General features: G+C 73.1%; 18 protein-coding genes. 12 read left to right on the top strand and 6 right to left on the bottom strand.

Features of this window, described 5'->3' with window-relative positions; translation table 11 throughout:
* Positions 1-16 precede the first annotated feature (16 nt).
* On the top strand, positions 17-1,846 hold the full coding sequence (locus ACWCYO_RS22660) for an ABC transporter ATP-binding protein (RefSeq protein WP_449785208.1): 1,830 nt from the start codon (positions 17-19) through the stop codon (positions 1,844-1,846).
* 57 nt (positions 1,847-1,903) lie between these two features.
* On the opposite strand, the gene ACWCYO_RS22655 is transcribed toward ACWCYO_RS22660, so the two are convergent.
* On the bottom strand, positions 1,904-2,710 hold the full coding sequence (locus ACWCYO_RS22655) for a hypothetical protein (RefSeq protein WP_449785207.1): 807 nt from the start codon (positions 2,708-2,710) through the stop codon (positions 1,904-1,906).
* Between the two features lie 213 nt (positions 2,711-2,923).
* Here ACWCYO_RS22655 and ACWCYO_RS22650 point away from each other — a divergent pair, with 213 nt between their 5' ends.
* The 5 genes from ACWCYO_RS22650 (at position 2,924) to ACWCYO_RS22630 (ending at position 8,147) form a co-directional block, all read left to right on the top strand.
* Positions 2,924-4,192: an MFS transporter gene (locus tag ACWCYO_RS22650; protein ID WP_270146198.1), complete on the top strand. Its 1,269-nt coding sequence runs from the start codon at positions 2,924-2,926 to the stop codon at positions 4,190-4,192.
* 182 nt (positions 4,193-4,374) lie between these two features.
* Positions 4,375-4,608, top strand: coding sequence for a hypothetical protein (locus tag ACWCYO_RS22645; protein WP_270146199.1), 234 nt, complete (start codon positions 4,375-4,377; stop codon positions 4,606-4,608).
* Between the two features lie 122 nt (positions 4,609-4,730).
* Positions 4,731-5,276 (top strand): methylated-DNA--[protein]-cysteine S-methyltransferase, encoded by a 546-nt coding sequence (locus ACWCYO_RS22640; protein ID WP_270146200.1) that lies wholly within the window; start codon positions 4,731-4,733, stop codon positions 5,274-5,276.
* Between the two features lie 211 nt (positions 5,277-5,487).
* A complete protein-coding gene (locus ACWCYO_RS22635) occupies positions 5,488-6,909 on the top strand; it encodes a family 2B encapsulin nanocompartment shell protein (protein WP_270146201.1) in 1,422 nt (473 codons plus the stop codon).
* 188 nt (positions 6,910-7,097) lie between these two features.
* Positions 7,098-8,147, top strand: coding sequence for a family 2 encapsulin nanocompartment cargo protein polyprenyl transferase (locus ACWCYO_RS22630; RefSeq protein WP_449785206.1), 1,050 nt, complete (start codon positions 7,098-7,100; stop codon positions 8,145-8,147).
* A 69-nt stretch (positions 8,148-8,216) separates the two neighbouring features.
* Here ACWCYO_RS22630 and ACWCYO_RS22625 read toward each other — a convergent pair whose 3' ends face one another.
* Positions 8,217-9,257: an NAD-dependent epimerase/dehydratase family protein gene (locus tag ACWCYO_RS22625; protein ID WP_449785205.1), complete on the bottom strand. Its 1,041-nt coding sequence runs from the start codon at positions 9,255-9,257 to the stop codon at positions 8,217-8,219.
* A 230-nt stretch (positions 9,258-9,487) separates the two neighbouring features.
* On the opposite strand from ACWCYO_RS22625, the gene ACWCYO_RS22620 reads away from it, so the two are divergent.
* Positions 9,488-10,825 (top strand): DUF1254 domain-containing protein, encoded by a 1,338-nt coding sequence (locus ACWCYO_RS22620; RefSeq protein WP_449785204.1) that lies wholly within the window; start codon positions 9,488-9,490, stop codon positions 10,823-10,825.
* 74 nt (positions 10,826-10,899) lie between these two features.
* The gene (locus tag ACWCYO_RS22615; protein ID WP_449785203.1) at positions 10,900-12,234 is read left to right on the top strand and encodes a DUF1254 domain-containing protein; all 1,335 of its coding nucleotides are present in this window, start codon (positions 10,900-10,902) and stop codon (positions 12,232-12,234) included.
* Positions 12,235-12,483: 249 nt separating this feature from the next.
* Here ACWCYO_RS22615 and ACWCYO_RS22610 read toward each other — a convergent pair whose 3' ends face one another.
* Complete coding sequence (locus tag ACWCYO_RS22610; RefSeq protein WP_449785202.1) at positions 12,484-14,352, bottom strand: BACON domain-containing protein; 1,869 nt, start codon at positions 14,350-14,352, stop codon at positions 12,484-12,486.
* 150 nt (positions 14,353-14,502) lie between these two features.
* Here ACWCYO_RS22610 and radA point away from each other — a divergent pair, with 150 nt between their 5' ends.
* Positions 14,503-16,014: a DNA repair protein RadA gene (gene radA, locus ACWCYO_RS22605; protein ID WP_270146208.1), complete on the top strand. Its 1,512-nt coding sequence runs from the start codon at positions 14,503-14,505 to the stop codon at positions 16,012-16,014.
* Between the two features lie 201 nt (positions 16,015-16,215).
* Positions 16,216-17,274 carry a DNA integrity scanning diadenylate cyclase DisA gene (disA, locus tag ACWCYO_RS22600; protein ID WP_270151163.1) on the top strand — a complete coding sequence of 353 codons (1,059 nt, stop codon included), beginning with the start codon at positions 16,216-16,218 and terminating at the stop codon, positions 17,272-17,274.
* A 157-nt stretch (positions 17,275-17,431) separates the two neighbouring features.
* On the opposite strand, the gene ACWCYO_RS22595 is transcribed toward disA, so the two are convergent.
* Positions 17,432-18,298 (bottom strand): hypothetical protein, encoded by an 867-nt coding sequence (locus ACWCYO_RS22595; RefSeq protein WP_449785201.1) that lies wholly within the window; start codon positions 18,296-18,298, stop codon positions 17,432-17,434.
* A gap of 192 nt (positions 18,299-18,490) precedes the next feature.
* Here ACWCYO_RS22595 and ACWCYO_RS22590 point away from each other — a divergent pair, with 192 nt between their 5' ends.
* On the top strand, positions 18,491-19,405 hold the full coding sequence (locus ACWCYO_RS22590; protein WP_270146212.1) for an HhH-GPD family protein: 915 nt from the start codon (positions 18,491-18,493) through the stop codon (positions 19,403-19,405).
* A 72-nt stretch (positions 19,406-19,477) separates the two neighbouring features.
* On the opposite strand, the gene ACWCYO_RS22585 is transcribed toward ACWCYO_RS22590, so the two are convergent.
* On the bottom strand, positions 19,478-21,070 hold the full coding sequence (locus ACWCYO_RS22585) for an MDR family MFS transporter (protein ID WP_270146214.1): 1,593 nt from the start codon (positions 21,068-21,070) through the stop codon (positions 19,478-19,480).
* Between the two features lie 219 nt (positions 21,071-21,289).
* On the opposite strand from ACWCYO_RS22585, the gene ACWCYO_RS22580 reads away from it, so the two are divergent.
* The gene (locus ACWCYO_RS22580; protein ID WP_270146216.1) at positions 21,290-21,922 is read left to right on the top strand and encodes a TetR/AcrR family transcriptional regulator; all 633 of its coding nucleotides are present in this window, start codon (positions 21,290-21,292) and stop codon (positions 21,920-21,922) included.
* Positions 21,923-22,095: 173 nt separating this feature from the next.
* Here the strand turns inward: ACWCYO_RS22580 and ACWCYO_RS22575 are convergent, their stop codons facing one another.
* Positions 22,096-24,447 carry an immune inhibitor A domain-containing protein gene (locus tag ACWCYO_RS22575; protein WP_270146218.1) on the bottom strand — a complete coding sequence of 784 codons (2,352 nt, stop codon included), beginning with the start codon at positions 24,445-24,447 and terminating at the stop codon, positions 22,096-22,098.
* Positions 24,448-24,594 lie beyond the last annotated feature (147 nt).

Raw genomic sequence — 24,594 nt, 5'->3', positions numbered from 1 at the left:
TGGCTAGGACGAACTGGTGTGGTCCCTGCGGCGGTTGACGGCCGTCGACACGGGTGACGGCGACGGCCGGGCGGACCCGGTTGTCGCCCCGGCCCCGGTCGTGCCGCTGCGGCGGATCTTCCGGCAGTTCTGGCCCTACACCCGAGGGGGAAGACGCTGGCTGATCCTCCTGGTGGTGCTCGTCCTGCTCGGCCCGGTGGTCGACGCGGCGATGATCTGGCTGTTCAAGATCGTCGTCGACGAGGTGCTGGTGCCGCGCAGACTCGGGCTGTTCCTGCCGGTGGCGCTCGGTTACGCCGGGCTGACCCTGCTGGCGGGAGGCTTGGGTTTCGCCGACGAGACGCTCTCCACCTGGGTCAGCGAGCGCTTCCTCCTCGCCCTGCGCACGGACGTGTTCCGGCACCTGCAGGGCCTGCCACTGGGCTTCTTCGAGCGGCGGCGGCTCGGCGACGTACTGTCGCGGCTGACCGCGGACATCGAGGCGGTCGAGACCTTCCTGCTCTCGGGCGTCCTGAACGCGGTCGCGTACGTCGCCGAGCTGGCCGTCTTCCTTGGCGTGCTGTTCTACCTGCGCTGGGACCTCACGCTGACGGCCCTGGTGGTCGCACCGCTGTTCTGGATCACCGCCCGGCGCTTCTCGGTGAAGGTGAAGGCGGCGTCCCGCGAGCGGCGGCGCCGCAGCGGCTCGGTCAGCGCCCTCGCCGAGGAGACGCTCGGCAACATCGCCCTCGTCCAGGCGTACAACCGGCAGGACTGGGAGCAGCAGCGCTTCCTGCGGGAGAACCTGGCGCGGTTCCGGGCGACCATGGCGGCCACCCGGATTCGCGCGCTGTTCCGGCCGATCGTGGACATGCTGGAACTGGTCGGCGCGCTGATCGTGCTCGGGCTGGGGGCCTGGGAGCTGGCCCGCGGCCGCCTCACCCTCGGCGAACTCCTCGTCTTCGTCGCTCTGTTGAGCCGTCTCTACGGCCCGGTCCAGGGGATCGGGCGGCTCAGCAACAGCTTCTTCTCGGCCGCGGCCGCCGCCGAGCGGATCATCGAACTCCAGGACCAGCAGCCGCAGGTGGCCGATCCGCCCAGACCGCTGCGCCCGGCCCGGGTGCGCGGGGCGGTGGCCTTCGACGGCGTGCGGTTCCGCTACCCGGGCACGACCCGGGCGGCGCTGCAGGACGTCTCCTTCCGGGCCGACCCGGGCGAGACGGTGGCGCTGGTCGGGGAGAGCGGGGCGGGCAAGTCGACCGTCGCCAAGCTGCTGCTGCGCTTCTACGACCCGGAGCACGGCGCCGTCCGGCTGGACGGCACCGACCTGCGCGACCTGGCACTGACCGACCTGCGCGAGCACATCGCGGTGCTGCTGCAGGAGACCCTGGTCGTCCACGGCACCGTCCGGGACAACATCGCCTACGGCCGCCCGGACGCCACCGACGCGCAGATCGTGGCGGCCGCCCGGGCCGCCGACGCGCACGAGTTCGTCAGCCGGCTGCCGGACGGCTACGACACGGTGGTGGGCCAGCACGGACGGCTGCTGTCCGGCGGCCAGCGCCAGCGGATCGCGATCGCCCGGGCGATGGTCCGGGACGCGCCCGTGCTGCTGCTGGACGAGCCGACCACCGGGCTGGACGCGGAGTCGGGGTGGCGGATCCTGGAGCCGCTGGGCCGACTGATGAGCGGACGGACGACGATCATCATCTCGCACAACCTGCTCACCGTACGGAACGCCGACCGGATCGTCCTACTGCGCGAAGGCCGCGTCGTCGCCTGCGGCAACCACCGGGAACTGCTCGCCCAGGACGCCGGCTACGCCCGCCTCGACCGGGCCGCGACCCCGACCTGGGCCGTCCGGTAGGCGACCTGGGCCGCCCGGTAGACGTCGGGGGCCCCCACCCGCCGAGCCGAGGCGGCGCTACCGCCCCGCCCGCAGCTGCCGGAGCGTCCAGCCCGGTTCGGAGAGCACCCGGGTGTGCGCCGTGAACAGCTCGGCCGCGCGGCGGTAGGAGAGGCGGGCGCGGCCGGTGTGCGGGCAGCGGTCGGTGGCGGGGGTGCCGGCCGGGGCGCGGCGGTCGGTGAGGAAGAGCGGGCCGCCGGAGCGGCCGGCGATCAGCAGCGGGAGCAGCCGGGCGGTGCCGGTGCCCCAGTGCAGCCGGGGGCGGTCGGAGCGGGGGTGGGTGCGGCGGCCGGGGAGGTCCAACTGGTCGGTGTTCAGGGCCAGTACGGTCTCGATGGCGCCGCCGGACTCGTGCAGCAGGTGCCAGAGCGTCTGCTCGCGCAGCGGTGCCCGGCGGGCGAACAGCGCGCGCAGTTGCTCCGCGGTCAACGCGGCCCCGGCCCCGGCCGGTTCGGGCAGCGGGCTGGGGCGCAGCGCGGCGCTCGGGTCGCCGTCGATCCAGCCCCGGGCCCGCCACCAGGCGACGGCCGCGCGCAGGGTGGAGAGCTCGCGGTTGAGCGTGCGCGGGTCGGTGTCGGCCGCGCGCCGGGCGACGGCGGCGCGCAGGCGCTCGGCGGCGTCCGGGTGGTCGAGCAGTGCGAGCGGCAGCACGGGCGGGCGGGCGCGCCGCCGTTCGGGGCCGGTGGGGGCGGGCCGGTCGGCGAGCGCCCAGGCCCAGGTGCTCAGGGCGATCCGGTAGATCCGCCGGGAGCCCTCGGCGAGCCCGGAGGCGGCCAGGTAGCGCTCGACGGCGACGCCGTACTCGACCGGGGGGAGCTCCGTCACGTCCGCCTTCTTCCGCAGTAAACGACCCGAACCGACACGCTCGAAATATATCCGCACTCCTCCACGCTCCGCAGTAAAAGGCAGCTCAGCGGCCATTTGGCCAGCCTTTTACTGCGGCAGCGGCAATCCACCCCGACATTGATGCCAAAAGGCTCAGGTTTTTCCCCGGAACCCCTTGAACCCGGTTCCCCCGCGAGCGCAGACTGACTGCCCATGGCAGTGGAAACAGAACGGATTCCGGCCCGTCCCCGGCGCCCCGGAGGCCGTCTCGCCGTGCTGGGCGAGCGCGAATTCACCCGCTTCTTCATCGGGTACACGACCTCCCTCCTCGGCTCCTCGATGGCGCCCGTCGCGGTGGCCTTCTCGGTGCTCGACGGCGGTGGGAGCGGCACCGACGTCGGCTGGGTGCTGGCCGCCCGGATCCTCCCGGTGGTGCTGGTCCTGCCGGCCGGCGGGGTGATCGCGGACCGGCTGGGCAGCCGCCGGCTGATGCTGGGCTCGGACGTCCTGCGCGGCCTGGTCCAGGCGCTGTTCGCCGCGCTGCTGGCGGCCGGGCACGCGCCGGTCTGGGCGATGGTCGCGCTGGTGGCGGTCTGGGGGATCGGCGAGGGGCTGTTCACGCCCGCCTTCGGCGCGATCGTGCCCGACCTGGTGCGCCGCCAGGAACTGCTGGCGGAGGGCAACACCCTGCTGGGCCTGTCCCGTTCGGTGTCCTCGGTGGCCGGCCCCGCGCTGGCCGGCCTGGTCACCGCCGGGTGGGGTCCGGCGGCGGTGCTGCTGATCGACGCGTTGACGTACGGCGTCAGCGCCCTGGCGCTGGCCGGCCTGCGGCTGCCCGAGCGCCCGGAGGCGGACGGCGGGGACTCGATGCTCCGGGAACTGCGGGCCGGCTGGTCGGGGTTCACCGCCCGCCCGTGGCTGTGGATCACCACCGCGCAGATGAGCCTGTTCAACCTGCTGGTCTGGGCCCCGTTCCTGGTGCTCGGCCCGCTGATCGCGCAGCAGCGGCTCGGCGGCGCCCGGGCCTGGGGCCTGGTGATGGGCGTGTACGGCGCCGGCGCGGTGCTGGGCGGCCTGCTGATGCTCGGCCGCCGACCGGGGCGGCCACTCGCGGTGGCCACCGTGGCCGCGCTGGCCTGGGCGCTGCCGTCCGCCGCGCTGGCGGCCGGGGCGGCGCTGCCCTGGGTGGTCGCCGGCGCGCTGGTGGCGGGGTTCGGTTCGGCGGTCTGCGGGACGCTGTACAGCACCACGATGCAGCAGTGGGTCCCGCCGGAGCTGCTGGGCCGGCTGACCTCCTACGGGGCGCTCGGTGCCTTCGTCCTCGGCCCGCTCGGACTGGCGGCGGCCGGTCCGTTGTCGGCCCGGTTCGGCACCGGCGACGTGTTGTCGCTCGGAGCGGTCTGGCAAGTGGCGGCCGGGGTCGTAGTGTTGGGCGTACCGGCCGTACGGAACCGTCGCTGGGAGGAGGGCCCGGACGACTGACCCATCCCTCGGACGGCTCCGGGGCGCACCCCCGGCCACCATCGGTGCGGCCCACCGCGCACCGCGTCCGGCCGGCCCCGGGGCACAGCCGGTCGCTCCGCCCACGCGTGCGTGCCTCCGCGGCGGGCGGGGTGGCCGGGGCGGTCGTACGGTGGACGGAGGGGGTACGGAGGAGGTTCACCATGCCCGGTTCGCTCACCATCAGCCACCACCAGGCCGCGGCCACCCTGGACCACACGGACGCGGAACGGCTGGCCACCGTGCTGGCCGACCTGGCGTACCTGCTGGAGATCCCGGGGCCGGACCGGATCACCGAGGCCCAGCTCGCCGTGCTGTGCGAGGGCCACTCGCCGGACCGCGCCGAGCTGGTGCACTGGTGCGCGTCGACCGCCCGCGGCTTGAAGGGGCAGCTCTGACCGGACCGGTCGAAGGCCCGTCCCGCCCGCCGTACGATGGCGCGCGGGGCGGGCCGGTCCGGAGCGCCCCGTGGTCGCCGGGCCGGCCGGCGGCCGACCCGCAGGAGGGTGGGGGCCCGAGCGTGCCGCAGTCCCGGTCGTTGTCCTGGCTGACCGTGCCGACCCCGCTGCCCAGCGGCCCGATGCGCATCGCGGTGACCCCGCTGGGCGTGGCGGCCGCCGGTTACGGCGGACGGGACGGCGAGACGCCGCCGTGCACCGACCCGGCGAAGATCACCGCCGTCACCGAGCGGATCGGCGCCTACCTGGCGGGCCGCACCCGCGAGTTGGGCCTGCCGATCGACTGGAGCCTCAGCTCCGGCCCGCACCGCACGGTCCTGCGGACGCTGTGGGAGCAGGTGCCGTACGGCCGGACCATCACCTACGGCGAACTGGCCGCCCGCAGCGGGGTGTTCGAGGACGTCACGGAACCCGGCCTGGCCGCCCGGACGGTCGGGCAGATGATGGCCGCCAACCCGGTCGCCCTGCTGGTGCCCTGCCACCGGGTGGTCGCGGCGGACGGCATCGGCGGCTTCGGCGGCGGCCGGGTGGGGATCGACGTGAAGCGCTGGCTGCTCACCCTGGAGGGGGTGCTGGAGCCCACGCTGGACTGGAACGGCCCGCTGTAGCGGCCGGATGGGGGAAGATGGGGCGCGGAATTCCGATGGTTTCGAATAAATAGTCGAACAAATATCGATCAGGCGATCTAGTCGTACTATTTGTTCGGTTATTCAGAACCACTCGATCGAGTGATTGCGGTCATCCCCGAACGGGCCCACCATGAAGCTGCAACACGAATGTGCAAGGCGACACTTCATCGGGCATGTGAAGGGCTCTCCTATGTCGACCGAAACCAACGCCGGTATTCCTGCGCCGGGCGCGCAGCCGGAGATCCGGCAGCAGCAGTCCCTGAGCACGGCGGGCGCGCGGAACCTCGCCACGACCACCAAGTCCGCGCCCCAGATGCAGGGCATCAGCCCGCGCTGGCTGCTCAGGATGCTGCCCTGGGTGCAGGTCTCCGGCGGCACGTACCGGGTCAACCGCCGCCTGCGCCACAAGGTCGGCCGCGGCCGGGTGAGCTTCGTCAAGACCGGTTCCGAGGTGCGGATCGTCCCGCAGACGCTGGCCGAGGTGCCGGTGCTGCGCGGTTACCAGGACGAGGCCGTGCTGGAGGAACTGGCCGGCCGCTTCGTGCAGCGGCAGTTCGACGCGGGGGACGTCCTGGTCACCGCGGGCACGCCGATCAGCGAGGTCTTCCTGATCGCGCACGGCAAGCTGGAGCGGCTCGGCACCGGCAAGTACGGCGAGGAGACGGTGGTCGGCACCCTGGCCGACGGCGACCACCTGGGCGACGAGGCGCTCCAGGAGGAGGACGGCAGCTGGCCGTACACCGTCCGCGCCGCCACCGCCGGCACCGTGATGACCCTCGCCTGGCCCTCCTTCCAGGAGCTGCACGACCGCTCCGAGTCGCTGCAGCTGCAGATCATGGAGTACCTGAACGGCTTCCAGCAGGCGCAGAACAAGCACGGCGAGGCCGCGATCGACCTCTCCGCCGGTCACGAGGGCGAGTACGAGCTGCCCGGCGCCTTCGTGGACTACGAGCTCAAGCCACGCGAGTACGAGCTCAGCGTCGCGCAGACCATCCTCAAGGTGCACACCCGGGTCGCCGACCTCTACAACAAGCCGATGAACCAGACCGAGCACCAGCTCCGGCTGACCATCGAGGCCCTGCGCGAGCGCCAGGAGCACGAGCTCATCAACAACCCCGAGTTCGGCCTGCTGGAGAGCGCCGAGTACGACCAGCGGATCCAGACCCACTCCGGCCCGCCCACCCCGGACGACATGGACGAGCTGCTCAGCCGCCGCCGCAGCACCAGGATGTTCCTGGCCCACCCCAAGGCCATCGCCGCCTTCGGCCGGGAGTGCAACAAGCGCGGCCTCTACCCGGGCACCGTCGAGGTCGAGGGCAAGCACGTCAGCGCCTGGCGCGGAGTGCCGATCTTCCCGTGCAACAAGATCCCGGTCGTCGGCGGGCACACCAGCTCGATCATCGCGATGCGCATCGGCGAGGACAACCAGGGCGTCATCGGTCTGCACCAGACCGGAATTCCGGACGAATACCAGCCGGGCCTTTCGGTGCGGTTCATGGGAATCGACGAGAAGGCCATCATCTCCTACCTGGTGAGCGCCTACTACTCGGCCGCGATCCTGGTTCCGGACGCCATCGGCGTGCTGGAGAACGTGGACGTCGCCCAGCGCTGACGACAGCCGCCGGCTCCGGCATCCGAGCCCGATCCGCGCCGCCCGGCCCTGGCTGGTGTCCCCGGTCGGGCGACCCCGGCCGGGCGGCGCGCCGCGGCGCGTACGGCCACCGGCCCGCCGCCCCGGCGCAATCCGGCCGCCCGACGGGCCGGCCGTCCCACGCACGCGCCCTACAGGGGGAGGAACCCATGACGAGCTCCACGCTGGAGCGGGACCACAAAGAGGGCCACGAGGCGGCCGACATCCTCGCCCGCGCCCGCGGGCTGGTCGACCCGGTGCTGCGGGCCGCCGTCGACTCGCTGCCCGGCACGATGCGCAAGGTGGCCGGCTACCACTTCGGCTGGTGGGAGGCCGACGGCACGCCCTCCGAGGCCCCGTCCGGCAAGGCGATCCGTCCCGCCCTGGTCCTCGCCGCCACCCAGGCCCTCGGCGGCACCCCCGGCACGGCCGTCGCCGCGGCCGCCGCGGTGGAGCTGGTGCACAACTTCACCCTGCTCCACGACGACGTCATCGACCGGGACGACACCCGCCGCCACCGGCCCACCGCCTGGCGGGTGTTCGGCACCACCGAGGCCATCCTGGCCGGCGACGCGATGCACTCCCTCGCGCTGCGGCTGGTCGCCGAGGACGCCCACCCGGCTGCCCGGGGCTCGATCCGCCGGCTGGCCGACTGCGTGGTCGAACTCTGCGAGGGCCAGCAGATCGACTGCGCCTTCGAGCAGCGCAACGACGTCTCGCTCACCGAGTGCCTGGCGATGGCCGAGGCCAAGACCGGCGCCCTGCTCGGCGCCGCCTGCGCGATGGGCGCGCTGTACGGCGGCGGGACGGAGGAGGCCGCGCAGGCGATGGACGGCTTCGGCCGCGAGATCGGCCTGGCCTTCCAGCTGATCGACGACCTGATCGGCATCTGGGGGGACCCAGCGGTCACCGGCAAGCCGGTCGGCGCGGACCTGGTCGCCCGGAAGAAGTCGCTGCCGGTGGTCAAGGCGCTCGGCTCGGGCACCCCCGAGGGCGCCCGGCTCGCCGAGCTGTACGCGCTGGAACGCCCGTTCAGCTCCGAGGAGTTGACGCGCTGCGCGGCCGCCGTCGACGCGGCCGGCGGGCGAGGCTGGGCGCAGGGCGAGTCCTGCGAGCGGATGGCCGCGGCGATGGCGCAGCTGGCCGTGGCCGTACCGGAGCCGTCCGCGGCCGACGAACTGCTGGCCCTCGCCGAGCTGGTGACCCGCCGCACCCACTGAGGCGTGCTCCACCCGGAGTGGGAAGTCGACCCGGCCGACCTCCCACTCCGCCGCGTCACCGGCGGCGCGTCATCCGTGCGCGGCCAACAGCCGCTGCTCCTTGGCCGGTTCGATGCCCTGGGTGAACTGCGACCCCGGCGCACGCTTGCGCCCCTCGGTGTCGGTGTCCTCGGCCGACCCTCGGGTGCGCAGCCACTCCCAGGTGTCCCGCGCGGTCTCCGCGAACGGGCGGCAGCGCAGCCCGGCCGCCCGGGCGCGGCTGCTGTCGACCTGCCAGATGTACGCCCAGTCCGGCAGGTCCGGCGCCCAGAAGGGGAGTTCGAACCAGGGGGTGACCTGGTCCGGCCCCTCGGCGAGCAGCGGCCCGTCGTCGACCCGGACCAGCTCGGTGCCCGCCGCGCCCGCGACCTCCCGGCAGGTCTCCAGCCACTGCCCGAAGGCAAGCTGCCCGGGCGGCGCCGTGGTGAGGAAGCGCCCCGCCGTCCCGGCCGTCAGCAGGTCGAGCCCGAAGGCGGCGAAGTCCCGGACGTCGATCACCTGCATGGTCCGCCCCGGATCGCCGGGGGCGAGCACCCGCCCGCCGCGGGCCATCCGCTCGAGCCACCAGGGCAGCCGGCCGCCGCGCTCGTACGGTCCGATCAGCAGCCCGCTGCTGAGCACCAGGGTGCGCCCGGCGCCGAAGCCCTCCAGCACCGCGCGCTCGCCGCCCGCCTTCAGCTCCCGGCCGAACGGCAGGCCGGGCGGGGCGTCGGCGGGGCAGGGGAGGAGCGGGGAGTCCTCGGTGATCATCCGGGTGGCCCAGTCGGCGTAGGCGTGCACCGAGGAGACGAAGGTGTAGTGGTCGGCCCGCTCGCGCAGCAGCCGGGCGGAGAGCGCGGCCTGGGCGGGCTGCTGGGCGGAGGTGTCGACGACGGCGTCCCAGCGGCGGCCCTCGACCAGCCGGACGAGGTCCTCGGCGCTGTCGCGGTCGCCCCGGACGGCCTCGACCCCGGGCAGGTCGGGGGCGCTGCGGCCGCGGTTGAAGGTGGTGACCTGGTGGCCGCGGGCAAGCGCTTCGGCGGCGTAGGCGCGTCCGAGGAAGGACGAGCCCCCGAGCAGGAGGATCTTCATGCCGCCCAGCTTGTCCCGGCGCCGCCGCCCGCACACCCGGATTAGCGCTGAGCAGAGTGCCGGATCGGCTGGGCCGGAGCAGCCGCGCCGGGCCGGGCGCCGCCCGACGTGCCACCCCACCCCACCCCACTTAGCATCCCAGATGTACCGATCGCTCGATCCATGATCTGATCCGGCGATCCACGATCTGACCCGATCCATGACCTGACCCGGCCTGGGAGAGCGACAGCATGGTCAACCCGGCACTCGTCGATCCGGCCACCATCCGCGCGACCGCGGCCGAGGCCTGGATCCGCGGCCACCCCGTCCTGCGGACCTACCGCACCCTCTACGCCCAGGCCCTGGACGAGGCGGACCCCGGCTACGTCGGCGGGTTCGGCGTGTTCCGGCACGCCGCGCGACCGGCCACCCCCGCCGACACCGACGCCGTCACCCCCGACAACGACACCCTCCCCTCCCACGCCTGGCTCGACCTGCGCGCCGAACCGTGGGTGCTCTCGGTCCCCGCCCAGGACCGCTACCACGTCCTAGCGGTGCACGAACTCGACACCCTGCACGCCGGGTTGATCGGTTCCCGGACCACCGGCCAGGACGCCGGGGACTACCTGGTGGCCGGCCCCGACTGGCACGGCGAGCCCCCGCCCGGCCTCCACGGCGTGATCCGCACCACCACCCGGCTGGTCGGCATCGTCGGCCACACCCGCCTCACCGGCACCACTCCCGCCGACCTCGCCGCACTGAAGGCCGTCCAGGAGCAGTACCGGCTGCGCCCGCTGCACGAGTACGCCGGCACCCCGGCGCCCGCCCCCGCCCCCGAACCGCTCTGGCCGGTCTGGCGCGACGAAGTCCTGGAGGGCGTCGAGTTCCTCACCTTCCTGGACTTCCTGCTCGGCTTCTTCCCGCTGACCGACGAGCTGCCACCCGCCGAGACCGAGCTGCGCGGCCGCCTCACCGACCTCGGCATCGACGGCCGCGGCGAGTTCGAACCCGCCGTCCTCCCGCTGGAGGTCCGCGCCGAGCTCGACCGCGGGATCGCCGACGGCCGCGCCCGGCTGACCCGGGCCCTCGCCGAACTCCGCGACTCCGCAGGCATGTTCGGCACCCGCGAACAGCTCGGCGCGGACTTCCTCCGGCAGGCCGTCGCCGCCGAGCTCGGCCCGTACGGGCTGCCCGCCGAGGAGGTCTGGTACGGCCGTTGGGCGGCGGACAGCGAGGGCCGCCGCCCGCCGAACGCCAGTGACCGCGACCACCTGATCCGCTTCGCCCCGGACGCCCTGCCCCCGGCCCGCTTCTTCTGGTCCGCGACCATGTACGCGCTCCCCGGGCACCGGCTGGTCGACAACACCCTGGACCGCTACTCGGTCGGCGGCGACACCCCCGGCCTGGTCCGCGACCGGGACGGCGGCCTCACCCTCTACGTCCAGCACAAGCGCCCCGCGAACGCCGACCACTCCGCCAACTGGCTGCCCGCCCCGGACGGCCCGTTCGCCGTCGTGCTGCGGATCCACGGCCCGGAGGCGTCCGTCCTGGACGGCCGCTGGCAGCCCCCGCCGCTCACCCCGCGCTGACCAGCCCCGCCCCCCGGGGCCCGACCGACCCGGCCCCGACCGACCCGGCTCCGACCCGATGAAGGACCCCTCCGATGAACCTGCCCGAGCTGGAAGCCCTGGCCGCCGACGCCTACGTCTACGGCTATCCGCTCGTCGCCGGCCTCACCATGGTCGAGCGCTTCGCCAAGGGCGGCCTGGGCACCCTCCCGGCGGCGCCGTTCAACCACTTCAGCCACGCCACCCGGCTGGCCGGCCCGGGCGACCAGTTCGTCTCGGTCAACAACGACACGATCTACTCGATCGCCCAGCTCGACCTCTCCGAGGGCCCGCAGCTGCTGCACGTCCCGGACACCGCCGGCGCCTACTACGTGCTGCAGTTCATCGGCGCCTGGACGGACAACGTCGCCTACCTCGGCAGCCGCGCCACCGGCACCGACGCCCAGACCTGGCTGGTCGTCCCGCCCGACTGGCACGGCACCGCGCCGGACCCGGACCGGGTGATCGAACTGCCCACCACCGTCGGCACCATCGTCGGCCGCTTCGCCTGCAACGGCCCGAGCGACCTGCCCCGGGTCAAGACGCTGCAGGCCGGACTCCTCCTGGAACCGCTGGAGCCCGGCGGCCTGGTCGCCGGACTGCCCGAGCCCGACCCGGACGTCCCCGAGCGGCTGGCCTTCTTCGAGCGCCTGCGGGTGTGGATGCAGGCCTTCCCGCCGGCCACCCCCGACGTCGAGTACCAGCGCCGCTTCGCCCCGCTCGGCCTGCTGGACGACGGCACCTCCCCGTACCGCGCGGCCGCCGCGGAGTGGACCCTCGCACTCGCCAAGGGCCTGGCCGCCGGACGCGAACGGGTCGAGGACGCCACCCGCCCGCCCGAGGAGCACCCGCCCGGCGAGTGGCGCTCCGCGCTCCACCTCTTCGACTACAACCTCGACCACCTGGGCCCCGGCACCCTGGACGACCCCGAGTGGCGCATCCCCGACCGCCGCGCCGCCTACCTCAGCCGCGCCGCCGCCGCCCGCGCCGGCCTCTGGGGCAACCACGCCTACGAGGCCTCGTACGCGGTGACCTACGACGACTCCGACGGCCGCCCGCTCACCGGTGCCAACAGCTACACCCTCCGCTTCGAACAGCCCCCGCCGGCCGAGGCCTTCTGGTCCGTCACCATGTACTCGGTGCCCGACTACTACCTGGTCGAGAACCCCATCAACCGCTACTCCATCGGCGACCGCACCCGCGGCCTGGTCTACGCCCCGGACGGCTCGCTGACCCTCACCCTCCAACACGACCAGCCCGACGACCCCACCGCCGCCGCCAACTGGCTGCCCACTCCCCTCGGCGAATTCCGCCCGATCATCCGCCTCTACCGCCCCAAGCCGTCCGTACTGGACGGCACCTACCAGATCCCCCCGATCCACCGCACCTGACGCCCCGGCCGCCCCGAGCCGCCGCCCCCGGCCGACCGCCGGGGCCCTCCTCGAGCCCGTGAGTGCCCTTCCGCGTGCCACCTCCGTCGCCCACCCGTCGGGCGCACGGCGGCAGTCGGGCCCTCCTACCGCCCTGGCGCCGTCCCCCGGCCGGTCGGCGGGGACATCTCGACCCGGAGCCCGCGCGCGCCCTTCCACGCGCCACCGAAGTCGCCCACCCACCGGGCGCGCAGCGGAAGTCGGGCCCTCCTACCGCCCCGGCGCCGACGCCGCACCCGTCGGGCGCGGGGAGGTGCTGCCCGTCGGAGTCGCCGAGGGCGTCGCCGTGCCGGTCGGTGATCCGGAGGGTGACGGCGCCCCCGACCCCGTCGGCGACGGCGTGCCCGTCCGGCTCGGCGTCGAGGTCGGCGTAGCCGTAGCCGTAGCCGAGGCCGTCGGCCCCCCGGTCGGTGCCGGCGAGGGTCCCGGCGAGGGCTCCGCCGAGGAGGACGCGGACCCGCCCCGGCTCGCAGGTCCGCCCTCCAGGGCGACCACCGCCTGCGAGGGCGGCAGTGCGATCCGGGCGGTCCAGTGGGTGGTGGGCGCGAGGTCCTCGTCCACGGTGACGATCACGGTGATCCGCTGCCCGGGTGCCAGCGTTCCCGAGTCACGGCTGAGGCGGAGCCAGCCGGCGCCCGTCGCGGCGCGCCAACGGATCTCCGTGGTACCGGAGTTGGTGAGGGTGAGCACCGTGCGGCTGCCGTACTCCGCGGCCTCGACGGTGAGTAGCCCGGCCGGAGCCGGGTCGGCCGCACCGGAGGCGGGGGCCCGTTCGACCGCGGGGGCCGGGGCGGCGACCAGGGCCGGGCTGCCGAGCGGGGTCGCGCCCCGGCCCGGTACCGGGACCGCCGGTCCCTGGAAGGTCAGCCGCGGAAAACCGGGAAGCAACGTTTCTGCATCCACGCCACCGACGCCGCCCGCACCCTCGGCCCCCGTACCCGCCAGCTCCAGCCCCGGCTTCCCCGCGCCCGCATCCGCCCCGGCCCCCGCCGCCCACGATCGCGACGGCTGCTGCCCGGAGTCCCGCCCGGCCTCGTCCACCCGCACCGCCGAGACCGAGGCCGCCGACCCCGCCCCAGCACCGCCCCGGTGCCCGGCCCACAGCGCGACCACCGGCGCCGCCAGGACGGCCGCGAGCACCCCGGTGGTCACCACCCGCCGCCGGACCGCCAGCCCCCGGCCCGCGTCGGGCGCCCGGTGCCGGGGGAAGCCGCCGTGGTCGAACCGCAGCCCGGGCTCGGCCGCCACCGCCCCCCGTCGCCCCGCCACCCCCACCGACGACGTCACCCCGCCCACCGAGGCGGAAACCCCGCCCACCGAGGGCGGTGCCGTCAGCAGCGGCAGCCCCGACAGCCCCGCCGCGCCCTCCGCCGCCTCCCCGGCGGACACCCGCTCCGCCGTCCCCCGGCAGGTCGGGCAGTCCAGCACGTGCTGCACCAGCTCCCGCCGCAGCGCCGGGCCGAGCACCCAGTCCCGCCAGGACTCCGCCCCGGCCCCGCCCAGCCGGTCCAGCTCGGGGCAGCTGCCCACCCCGAGCACCAGCAGCGCCGCCCTGGTCCGGGCCACCTCGGCCTCGGCGGCGCCGAGCAGCTCGCGGGTCCGCTCGAACGGCAGGCCGAGGACGGCCGCCACCTCCAGCGGGGTCAGCCGGTGCCGGGCGGACAGCTCGAGCGCCTCGCGCTGCTCCGGGTCCGTACCGGCAGCCTCCGGCCAGGCCAGCGAGGCCAGCTCACGTCGCCGCCGGACCGCCTCGGCCTCGCTCAGCCCCGCCCCGGACTCCGCCCCGGGGGCGACCCCCGCCCGGCCAGTCGCCCGACCCGACCCACCCGCCCCGTCCGTCAGCCGCCGCAGGCAGCAGTACCGGGCCAGCGAGAACAGCCAGGCCCGCACCAGCCCGGGTTCGGCCAGCCGGGCGCCGTGCCGCCGGGCCAGTTCGCGGACCTCGCGCAGGGCGTCGGCGGCCGCGTCGTGTTCGCACAGCACCGAGAGGCAGTAGGTGAACAGGCCGTCCACCTGCCGGTCGTACGCCGCGAGTACGGCGTCCGGCGCCCCGACGGGCCCAACAGTTCGCGTTGTCACCCGTCCGACGGTAGGGACAACGGGCCGCCCGCCCCCGCCAATCGCCGGGTCTGTACTTCTTTCGGGTAACAACATCGCCCATGTGTGTGGACGCGCGGCGCGTCCGGTCGCGGACCACGGCTGTCACACCCAGGCACTACCGTGGGCCGCATGCCTCCGCGTTCCAAGACCACCGCCAAGCCGCGCCCGGCCTACCGCTGCACCGAGTGCGGCAACCAGCTGCCCAAGTGGGTCGGCCGCTGCCCGGAGTGCAATGCCTGGGGCACGGTCGAGGAGTACGGCGCGGTGCCGATCCGCACCACCGCCGCCGGCCCGGTCAGCGCGCCGGCCCGCCCGATCGCCCAGGTGGACGGCCAGGTCGCGACGGCCCGTTCGACGGGCGTGCCGGAGCTGGACCGGGTGCTCGGCGGCGGCCTGGTCCCCGGCGCGGTGGTGCTGCTGGCCGGCGAGCCCGGCGTCGGCAAGTCCACCCTGTTGCTGGACGTCGCCGCCAAGGCGGCCACCGGGCAGCACCGCACGCTCTACGTCACCGGCGAGGAGTCGGCCGGCCAGGTCCGGCTGCGCGCCGACCGGATCAACGCCCTCTCCGAGCACCTCTACCTCGCCGCCGAGCAGGACCTCGGCGCGGTGCTCGGGCACATCGAGGCGGTCAACCCCGGCCTGCTGATCCTGGACTCGGTGCAGACCATCGCCTCCGCCGAGCTGGACGGCGCCCCCGGCGGCCCGGCCCAGGTCCGCGAGGTGGCGGGCGCGCTGATCCGGGCGTCCAAGGAGCGCGGCATGGCCACCCTGCTGGTCGGCCACGTCACCAAGGACGGCCAGATCGCCGGCCCGCGCCTGCTGGAGCACCTGGTGGACGTGGTGCTGAGCTTCGAGGGCGACCGGCACGCGCGGCTGCGGCTCATCCGCGGGGTCAAGAACCGCTACGGCGCCACCGACGAGGTGGGCTGCTTCGAGCTGCACGACGAGGGCATCGTCGGCCTGGCCGATCCCTCCGGCCTCTTCCTGACCAGGCGTGACAAGCCCGTCCCGGGCACCTGCCTCACCGTCACCCTGGAGGGCAAGCGCCCGCTGGTGGCCGAGGTGCAGGCGCTGATGGTGGATTCGCAGATCCCCTCCCCGCGCCGGACGACCTCGGGCCTGGAATCGCCCCGGATCGCGATGATCCTGGCCGTGGTCGAGCGGCACGGCGGGGTGAAGCTCGGCAAGCAGGACATCTACACCGCGACGGTCGGCGGAGTGAAGCTGACCGAGCCCTCGGCGGACCTCGCGGTCGCGCTCGCGGTGGCCAGCTCCTCCACCGACACCCCGCTGCCCAGCAACCTGGTGGCGATCGGCGAGGTCGGCCTGGCGGGCGAGGTGCGGCGGGTGACGGGTGTGCAGCGCCGGCTCGCCGAGGCGCACCGGCTGGGCTTCACCCACGCCCTGGTCCCGCCGGACCCGGGCAAGGTGCCGCCGGGCATGAAGGTGGTCGAGGTGGCCGACATCGGCGAGGCGCTGCGGGCCATCCCGGGCCGTCGCCGGGCCCCGGCCAAGCCGCGCGGCGAGGGGCGTGGTGAGGTCCCGTCGGCCCCGCCGGCGCCCCGCGCGGCGAAGGTCCCGGCGTACCCGGAGGAGCTGATGGACGGCTGGGAGCCGCTCGACTCCGACGAACTGCGCTGACCCAAGCCCTGCCGAAGCCGCACGCAGTTAGACTCTCCCCAGTCTCATTGGCCAGAAGGCAGTACCGAGCGGTACTGAGCGACAGAGCAACAGACCGCGGACCGGCGCACGGCGCGAGGCGCGCGGCACGGGGTCGACCGGAGGAGTCACGTGGCAGCCAGCGACCGGGGGGCGGACAAGGCCTCCCGTGAGGAGGCCCTGCTGCGGGCCTCCCTCACCGCCATCGCGCCCGGTACCGCGCTTCGTGACGGCCTGGAACGGGTCCTGCGGGCCAACACCGGCGGCCTGATCGTGCTGGGCTTCGACAAGACCGTCGAGTCCCTGTGCACCGGCGGCTTCGTGCTGGACGTCGAGTTCAGCGCGACCCGGCTGCGCGAGCTGTGCAAGCTCGACGGGGCGGTGGTGCTGGACAAGGACATCACCAAGATCGTCCGGGCCGGTGTCCACCTGATGCCGGACTCCACCATCCCCACCGACGAGACCGGCACCCGGCACCGCACCGCCGAGCGGGTCAACCGGCAGACCGGCTACCCGGTGGTCGCGGTCTCGCACTCGATGCGGCTGATCGCCATGTACGTCAACGGCACCCGCCGGGTGCTGGAGGACTCCACCACCGTCCTGTCCCGCGCCAACCAGGCGCTGGCCACCCTGGAGCGCTACAAGCTGCGCCTGGACGAGGTGGCCGGCACGCTCTCCGCGCTGGAGATCGAGGACCTGGTGACGGTCCGGGACGTCACCGCCGTGGCCCAGCGCCTGGAGATGGTCCGGCTGATCGCCACCGAGATCGCCGGCTACGTGCTGGAGCTCGGCATCGACGGCCGCCTGCTCTCGCTCCAGCTGGACGAGCTGATCGCGGGCGTGGAGCCGGAACGCGAACTGGTCGCCCGGGACTACTTCCCGGAGCGCGCCGCCAAGAAGGGCCGGACGGTCACCGAGGTGCTGGCCGACCTGGAGGCGCTCACCCACGCCGAGCTGCTGGACCTGCAGACGGTCGCCAAGGCGCTCGGCTACTCCGGCTCGCCGGAGTCCCTGGACGCCGCCGTCTCCCCGCGCGGCTACCGCCTGCTGGCGAAGATCCCGCGCCTGCCCAACACGGTGATAGAGCGCCTGGTCGAGCACTTCGGCGGTCTGCAGAAGCTGCTCGCCGCCAGCATCGACGACCTGCAGACGGTCGAGGGCGTCGGCGAGACCCGCGCCCGCTCGGTCCGCGAGGGCCTGTCCCGCCTTGCCGAATCGTCCATCCTGGAGCGCTACGTCTGACCCGACGCGCGACAGACCACGGACGGCCCCCGGGGCTGCGGAATCCGTCGGGGGCGCTTCCCCGGGGTCGTCCCGCGTTCCGGCCCGATCGCGACGCACAACGCCGGAGCCCCCGACCACACCACGGTCGGGGGCTCCGCGCGGAACTGACGTGCGCTCAGTTGTCCAGCCGGATCGAGGTCCGTGCCGACACCTTGTCGCCGGAGAGCCCGGTGAGCTCCGCGAGCACCACGTACGTGCCGTTCGCCGGTGCCGTCTGGTCGGCGGTGGCGCACTGCGGCTTGCTGCGGCTGCGGTCCCAGGTGAAGGTCTCGGTCTGGCTGCCGTTCGCCGGGATCTGCACCCAGATGCTGCCCTTGTCGGGCGGGCAGTCGCCGGAGGACCAGACCCGGTCGTTGTTGGTGCCGCTGCTGACCGTGATCACCGAGGCGGTGCGGCCCAGGTCCACCCGGCAGTTGGCGCCGGAGGAGTTCTTGACCGTCAGGGCCAGCTTCGGCTTGTCCTTGGGCTGGTACGAGTTCTGGGTGCCCGCCAGCTCCAGGGCGACCTGCGAGGAGGAGCAGACCGGAAGTGCCATCACCTCGGGGGTGTTCACCGCCGGAGTGCCGCCCGAGCCGCCGGTCCCGCCCGCCGGCGCCGGGTTGCCGCCACCGGTCCCACCTGCGCCACCGGCACCACCAGCGCCGCCGGCACCACCGCCGGTGCCGCCTCCGCTGAGGCCGACCTCGCTGCCGCCGCCGCTGACCACCGGCCCGCTGCCGGTGCCGCCGGTGGCGGGGTGCGCCGCGGGGCCGCTCGGCGAGGCGCCGGGCGTGATCGCCTGAGCGGGCGTCTGGCTCTCGGACTGGGGCGGTGCGGCCTGGGCGGCCTTGCTCGATGATCCGCCGTCACCGCCCCCGCCCTGATCGGTCATCAGCCAGGCGATCAGGGCGACGACCGCCGCGACGGCGACGAGCACGACGACGCGCCGACGCCAGTAGATCGAGGCCGGCAGCGGTCCCACGGGTTGACGCAGAGAGGGCACGATCAAACTCTACGAGACTGTGTGTGGCGATTGACTCACCAACACCGCACAGTCGCCCCTTCTTTCACATGATCCGCCATTTGATCCGTTCGAGGGAGCTGCTGAACCCGGACTTCCGGGCCATTTCGCCCCAACCGGAACACAATCCTCCACTTCGGCCGCGTCCACCGGCCGTGGGAGGATCGAAGGGCCATGACTGCCATCACCCTCACCGAAGCCCCCGCGCTGCCGATGCCCCTGCCGCTGCTGCACTCGACCGTCATCGACTGGTACGAGGCCAGCAAGCGCGACCTGCCCTGGCGGACCCCGGACGCGACGCCCTGGGCGGTCATGGTGAGCGAGTTCATGCTCCAGCAGACCCCGGTGAAGCGGGTGCTGCCCGCCTGGCGGGCCTGGCTCACCCGCTGGCCCGCCCCCGCCGACCTCGCCGCCGAGGCGCCCGGCGAGGCGGTCCGGATGTGGGGCCGGCTGGGCTACCCGCGCCGCGCGCTGCGGCTGCACGCGGCCGCCGTGGCGATCACCGAGGAGCACGGCGGCGAGGTCCCGGACGACCACGCCACGCTGCTCTCGCTGCCCGGGGTGGGGGAGTACACCGCCGCCGCGGTCGCCTCCTTCGCCTTCCGCCAGCGGCACGTGGTGCTGGACACCAACGTCCGCCGGGTCTTCGCCCGCGCCGTGACCGGCGTCGAGTACCCGGCCACCGCCACCACCGCCGCCGAGCGCCGCACCGCGACCGCGCTGCTGCCCGAGGACGCCGGGACGGCCGCCACCTGGGCGGTCGGCGTGATGGAGCTGGGCGCGCTGGTCTGCACCGCCCGCGGCCCGGAGTGCGGGGACTGCCCGCTGTTCACCGCCTGTGCCTGGCAGCGGGCCGGCCGCCCGCCGTACGAGGGCCCGGCCCGGCGCGGTCAGACCTACGAGGGGACGGACCGGCAGGTGCGCGGCAAGCTGCTCGCGGTGCTGCGCGAGGCGCACGGCACGGTGCCGCAGGCCCGGCTGGACGCCGTCTGGCCGGACGCGGTGCAGCGTGCCCGGGCCCTGGACGGCCTGGTCGCCGACGGCCTGGTCGAACCGGTCGAGCAGGGCGTCTACCGACTGCCCCAGTAGGCCGCGCGAACACGACGACGGCGCCCCCGGAAGGCCCGAAGCCTCCCGGGGGCGCCGTGCGTGGCAGGACCGTCAGACCGCCGCCGCCTCCAGCGAGGCCTCGGCCGGCTGCTCGCCCTTGCCGGCGCCGCGCAGCGGCACCTCGCGCAGGAACACCGCGGCGGCGATGGCGATCACGGCCACCCCGGCGGCCCACAGGAAGACGGTGTGGATGCCGTTGGACACCGCGTGGTGGTAGGCGTCCTGGATGCCCGGGTCCAGCTGGCGCAGGGCGGCCGGGCTCATCTGGCCCGGGTCCTTCATGCCGCCCGGCGGCATCTTCCCGGCCGTCAGCTCGCCCATGGTGTCCTTCACCCGGTTGTTGAACAGCGCGCCGAACAGCGCGACACCGAAGGAACCGCCGATGGTGCGGAACAGGGTGGCGGTGGAGCTGGCCACGCCCATGTCCTTGAGCTCGACGCTGTTCTGCGCGACCAGCATGGTGATCTGCATCAGGAAGCCCATGCCGGCGCCGAGCACGACCATCCAGCAGGCCGAGGTGAAGCTGCTGGTCTCGGTGCCCATGGTGGAGAGCAGGACCAGGCCGCCGGCCATCACGATGGTGCCGATGATCGGGAAGATCCGGTACTTGCCGGTCTTGGTGACGGCCTGGCCGACCACCAGCGACACGACCAGCATGCCGAACATCATCGGCATCAGCAGCAGGCCGGAGTTGGTCGCCGAGGCGCCCTGGACTATCTGCTGGTAGAGCGGGAGGAAGACGGTCGAGCCGAACATCACGAAGCCGACGATGAAGCCGATGATCGAGACCAGCGTGAAGTTCAGGTTCCGGAACAGGCTCAGCGGCAGCATCGGCTCCTGGGCCCGCTGCTCGACGTAGCAGAACGCGATCAGCGAGGCGATGGCGAGCGCCGCCAGGCCGAGGATCTCCTTGGAGCCCCAGGCGTACTGCTGGCCGCCCCAGGTGGTGATCAGCACGAGCGAGGTGATGCCGACGGTGAGCAGCACGGCGCCCGGGTAGTCGATCCGGGCGTTGTTGCGGACCTTCGGCAGCTTCAGGGTGACGATGACCACGGCGAGCGCGATCACGCCGAGCGGCAGGTTGATGTAGAAGGTCCAGTGCCAGCTCAGGTGGTCCGTGATGAAACCGCCGACCAGCGGGCCGCCGATGGTGGCGAGGGCCATCACGGCGGCGAACATGCCCTGGTACTTGCCGCGGTCGCGCGGCGGGACGAGCGCGCCCATGATCGACATGACGCCGACCATCAGACCGCCGGCGCCCAGGCCCTGCAGGGCGCGGAAGCCGATCAGCTCGTTCATGTTCTGCGACAGGCCGGACAGCGCCGAGCCCACCAGGAAGATCACGATCGAGGTCAGGAAGCTGCCCTTGCGGCCGTACAGGTCGCCGAGCTTGCCCCAGATCGGGGTGGAGGCGGCCATGGCCAGGGTGTACGCGGTGACGACCCAGGACAGGTGCTCGGCGCCGCCGAGGTCACCGACGATGGTCGGCATCGCGGTGCCGACGATCAGGTTGTCGAGCATGGCCAGCAGCATCGTGACGACCAAGCCGACCATCACGAGGCGGATCTCGCGGGGTGACCGCGGCTGTTCCTCCTCGGCCGTCTTGTCCTCCGGTACCGGGCCGGCGGTCTTGGACTGTGACATGGGGTGGGTCTCCCGGAGGTGTTCGGACGAGCGTCGCGCCGGGTGGCGGCTCACTTACTTGTCGCCCGGCTAGTTTATCGATCGTCGGCACGGTAAGTTGTTTCCTAGCCGGTCGTCAAGCCAGTTTTCATGCCGGCCCCCTGGGCAGGGAGAATGGGGCCCGGGGCGGACGCCACCCTGGAGTCCGCAGCAGTCACCGACGCAGTCATGAGGCAGGCCATGGGCACTCCGCACAGCCCCCGCAGCGACACCCGGGCTCGCATCATCGAGGTGTCGTTGGAGCTCTTCTCGGAGCAGGGCTACGAGCAGACCTCACTGCGCGAGATCGCCGACCGACTGGGCGTCACCAAGGCCGCGCTCTACTACCACTTCAAGACCAAGGACGACATCGTCCTGGGCATCGTCGAGCGGATGTCCGCACCGATCGACGAGACCATCGCGTGGGGCCGCGAGCAGGACTGGAGCCCGCAGACGCGCGACGAGCTGATCCGCCGCTTCGCGGACGGGATGGCCGAGCGGGCCCCGCTGCTGCGCTTCTTCCACGAGAACCAGCCCGCGCTCCGGGAGTCCCCGGCCGGACTGGCCTTCAAGGAGCGGATCATCACCATGATGCAGCTGGTCCACGGGCCGGAGGCGAGCTTCCAGGACCGGCTGCGCGCCGCGATGACGCTGTTCACCATCCACTCGTCGATGTTCCTGCTCCAGCAGGACGGCAAGGACCCCGTCCCCGCCGAGAACGTGTGGGGCGAGAAGGTGCCGGTGGCCGACTTGGACGAGGCGCTGGAGGCCGCCCGCACGGTCGCGCTGGAGATCGGCGGCCGGATCAGCCACCCGGCCCGGACGGCCGGCTGAGCGGCTGGGCCCTGTCCGGCCTGGAACGCCGGGTGAGCTCGGCCCCCCGGTGACCGGGTCCGGCCGTCGGCAGGGCGCCGCGAAAGCGTCCGGCCCGCCCCCGCGCGAGTGCGGGGGCGGGCCGGACGTGGAGACTTCAGTGCCGTGCGATCACGGCCCGATCGTCAGGACGATCAGTTGTCGACCGGGCGGACCCGGATCCAGGTCTCCAGGTAGTTCGCGGACTCGTTCTCGACCTCGATGCTGGTGCCGGTCTTCGGCACGTCGACACCCGCGTACGGGTTGTCCTTCGACCACCAGGACTTCAGGTCGGAGAACTCGTCGACGCCCTTGGACTTCGGGATGACCGTCTCGACGTCCGCCTTGTGCAGGGTCAGCGCCGGGACGCGACGCGAGCCGAAGGTGGAGTCAAAGCCCTGCATGCGCGGACGCATCAGGGTGCCGTCCGACCACTTCATCGGAGTCGGGTGCGAGTCGACCGGCAGGACCAGGCCGTGGCCCGGGTGGGCGCTGACGTTGTTGTCGGTCTGAGACTCGTCCCAGTACCAGATCAGCAGACCGGGCTGGTAGGAGTAGTGCTCGACCCAGTTGGGCTTGCTGGCGGAGCCGAAGTTGTACGGGCCGGTCTTCAGCGTCTGGTCGAACGACACGTACTGCTTGTTCTCCGCGATGTAGTACTGCGCGTAGTCCTTGGTGTACGAGCCGCCGAAGCGGGTGAAGCCGGCGGCGGTCCAGCCGTTGTCGCCGTTCTCCACGTCGTCGCTGAACACGGTGGCGCCGTCGGCGGTCACCGAGATGTCGTCCACCGCGAAGCCGCGGTAGTGCAGGCCGCCGTCGGTGGTGTTGTGGTAGCGGAACTGGATCTTCTTGCCGGCGTAGGCGTCCAGGTTGAAGGACAGGTCGCCCCAGGCGGCGGTGAGGCCGCTGAGGGCCGGGCGGCCGTTCGCCTTGGGGAGCGCGGCGCCGTTCCAGGTGCCGTCCACGACGGTCCAGGTCTTGCCGCCGTCGGTGGAGACCTCGCCGAAGGCGTAGTCGAAGTCCTGCTCCAGCTCGTACCAGGCCTTGGCGTTGATGCTGGCCTTGGTCTTGCCGGTCAGGTCGATGTCCCGGGTCAGCGTGACGTTCAGGTTGTCGGCGCTGCCGCTCCACCACTCGCTGTTGCCCGCGAAGGGCTTGTTGATGTCGGTGGTGATGCTCTTCTTCGGCAGGTCGACGATGAGCGCCTGCGGCAGGTTGGAGTTGTACTCCACCGGGCCGATGTGGTGGGTCGACTCGGTGCCGGCCTTGGCACGGTCGGCCTTGAGCCAGCCGAGCTGGTACTTGCTCCAGGCGTCGAGGTCGTCCGGCATGTCGCCGATGCTGTCCTTGCCCTCGCCGAGCCAGGAACCGGAGGACATCAGCGACCAGAAGCCGACCGAGTTGTCGATGCCCTTGCCGGCGGTGTCGTAGAGGTCCGGCAGACCGAGGTCGTGGCCGTATTCGTGGGCGAAGACGCCGAGGCCGCCGTTCTCCGGCTGCATCGTGTAGTCGCCGATCCAGAAGCCGGTGTTGCCGACCTGGACGCCGCCCAGCTTGTTGCCGTCGGGGCCGGCCTGGCCCGTCAGGTTGCCGTAGACGTAGGAGCGGTGGGCCCACAGGGCCTTGCTGCCCTGCTTGCCGCCACCGGCCGACTTGTCCTCACCGGCGTGCACGATCTGGAAGTGGTCGATGTACCCGTCGGGCTGGTTGAAGTTCCCGTCGTGGTGCGAGCCGTAGCGGTCCCACTGGTCGTACTGGGCCAGGGTCGCCTTGATCTGGGCTTCGGTCTGACCCTTCGCCAGCTGGTCCTTGTACCAGATGTCGACGGCGTCGCGGATCAGGTCCTGGGCGCTGGCGCAGACGTTGGAGCCGCAGTAGTCGGAGCCGTACCGGGCCTCGTTCCACGGCACCCGGACCCAGTCCGAGACCACGCCGTCGACCGAGTAGCGGCCCGAGGACTGCTTCTCGTAGAAGGTCTTCAGCGAGGGCTTGTCCTTGGCGAAGTACAGGTCCTGGTAGTGCTGCTGGTTGTAGTCGGCCTGCCAGGCGGTCGAGTTGTTCGTGGCGCGGTCCGGCGCCGCGATCTCGTTGTGCTTGGGGCCGGGCTCGCCGCCGTACTTGACCTTGCCGTCGGCGGTCTTGGTGGTGCTGTCGACCTGGTCGCCGAAGTCGACCAGGATCGTGAAGATCTTGTCGGTGCGCTCACGGGCGAGCTCGACGTACTTGTCCCTGCCGAGCTTCACGCTGGTGCTGCCGTTGTGCTGCTCGACCTGGGCGGTGCCGTTGAGCAGCTGCTCGGTGGCCGCCTTCTTCTCGGCCTCGACCTTGGCGGTCAGCGGGCCCGGGATGTTGTGCTCGGTGTTGACGGCCTGGACGGCGTCGGCGGGGTCCTTCGGAACCGGTGCCGAGCCGGCCGCGGCGGCGCTGCTCGGGAGCAGGCCCGCGCCGAGCGTGACTATGACCGCCGCCGCGGTGGTGACCGCGGCGGCCCTCCTGGTGGTCTTCAACGTTGTGACGCCCTCCCCGACCGAGCCGACACTTGGCCAAAGCTCGGTAAACCAATATGAAAGACAGGTGGACGTCATTTGACCGAAGCGTTGCTGGAAAAGATAGACCTTGACCCTGACATGGGCACGGCGCTATGCTCGCCGATT

Source organism: Kitasatospora sp. NPDC001683 (genome assembly GCF_053596495.1).
Note: the sequence above shows the minus strand (reverse complement) of the source record. Positions and strands in the feature narration are given on the sequence as shown.

Bases quoted from the DNA above. Each gene is read 5' to 3' on its own strand.
- ACWCYO_RS22650 (WP_270146198.1), top strand. From the start codon at position 2,924: ATGGCAGTGGAAACAGAACGGATTCCGGCCCGTCCCCGGCGCCCCGGA.
- ACWCYO_RS22645 (WP_270146199.1), top strand. From the start codon at position 4,375: ATGCCCGGTTCGCTCACCATCAGCCACCACCAGGCCGCGGCCACCCTG.
- ACWCYO_RS22635 (WP_270146201.1), top strand. From the start codon at position 5,488: ATGTCGACCGAAACCAACGCCGGTATTCCTGCGCCGGGCGCGCAGCCG.
- ACWCYO_RS22630 (WP_449785206.1), top strand. From the start codon at position 7,098: ATGACGAGCTCCACGCTGGAGCGGGACCACAAAGAGGGCCACGAGGCG.
- ACWCYO_RS22625 (WP_449785205.1), bottom strand. From the start codon at position 9,257: ATGAAGATCCTCCTGCTCGGGGGCTCGTCCTTCCTCGGACGCGCCTAC.
- ACWCYO_RS22620 (WP_449785204.1), top strand. From the start codon at position 9,488: ATGGTCAACCCGGCACTCGTCGATCCGGCCACCATCCGCGCGACCGCG.
- ACWCYO_RS22615 (WP_449785203.1), top strand. From the start codon at position 10,900: ATGAACCTGCCCGAGCTGGAAGCCCTGGCCGCCGACGCCTACGTCTAC.
- radA (WP_270146208.1), top strand. From the start codon at position 14,503: ATGCCTCCGCGTTCCAAGACCACCGCCAAGCCGCGCCCGGCCTACCGC.
- ACWCYO_RS22590 (WP_270146212.1), top strand. From the start codon at position 18,491: ATGACTGCCATCACCCTCACCGAAGCCCCCGCGCTGCCGATGCCCCTG.
- ACWCYO_RS22585 (WP_270146214.1), bottom strand. From the start codon at position 21,070: ATGTCACAGTCCAAGACCGCCGGCCCGGTACCGGAGGACAAGACGGCC.
- ACWCYO_RS22580 (WP_270146216.1), top strand. From the start codon at position 21,290: ATGGGCACTCCGCACAGCCCCCGCAGCGACACCCGGGCTCGCATCATC.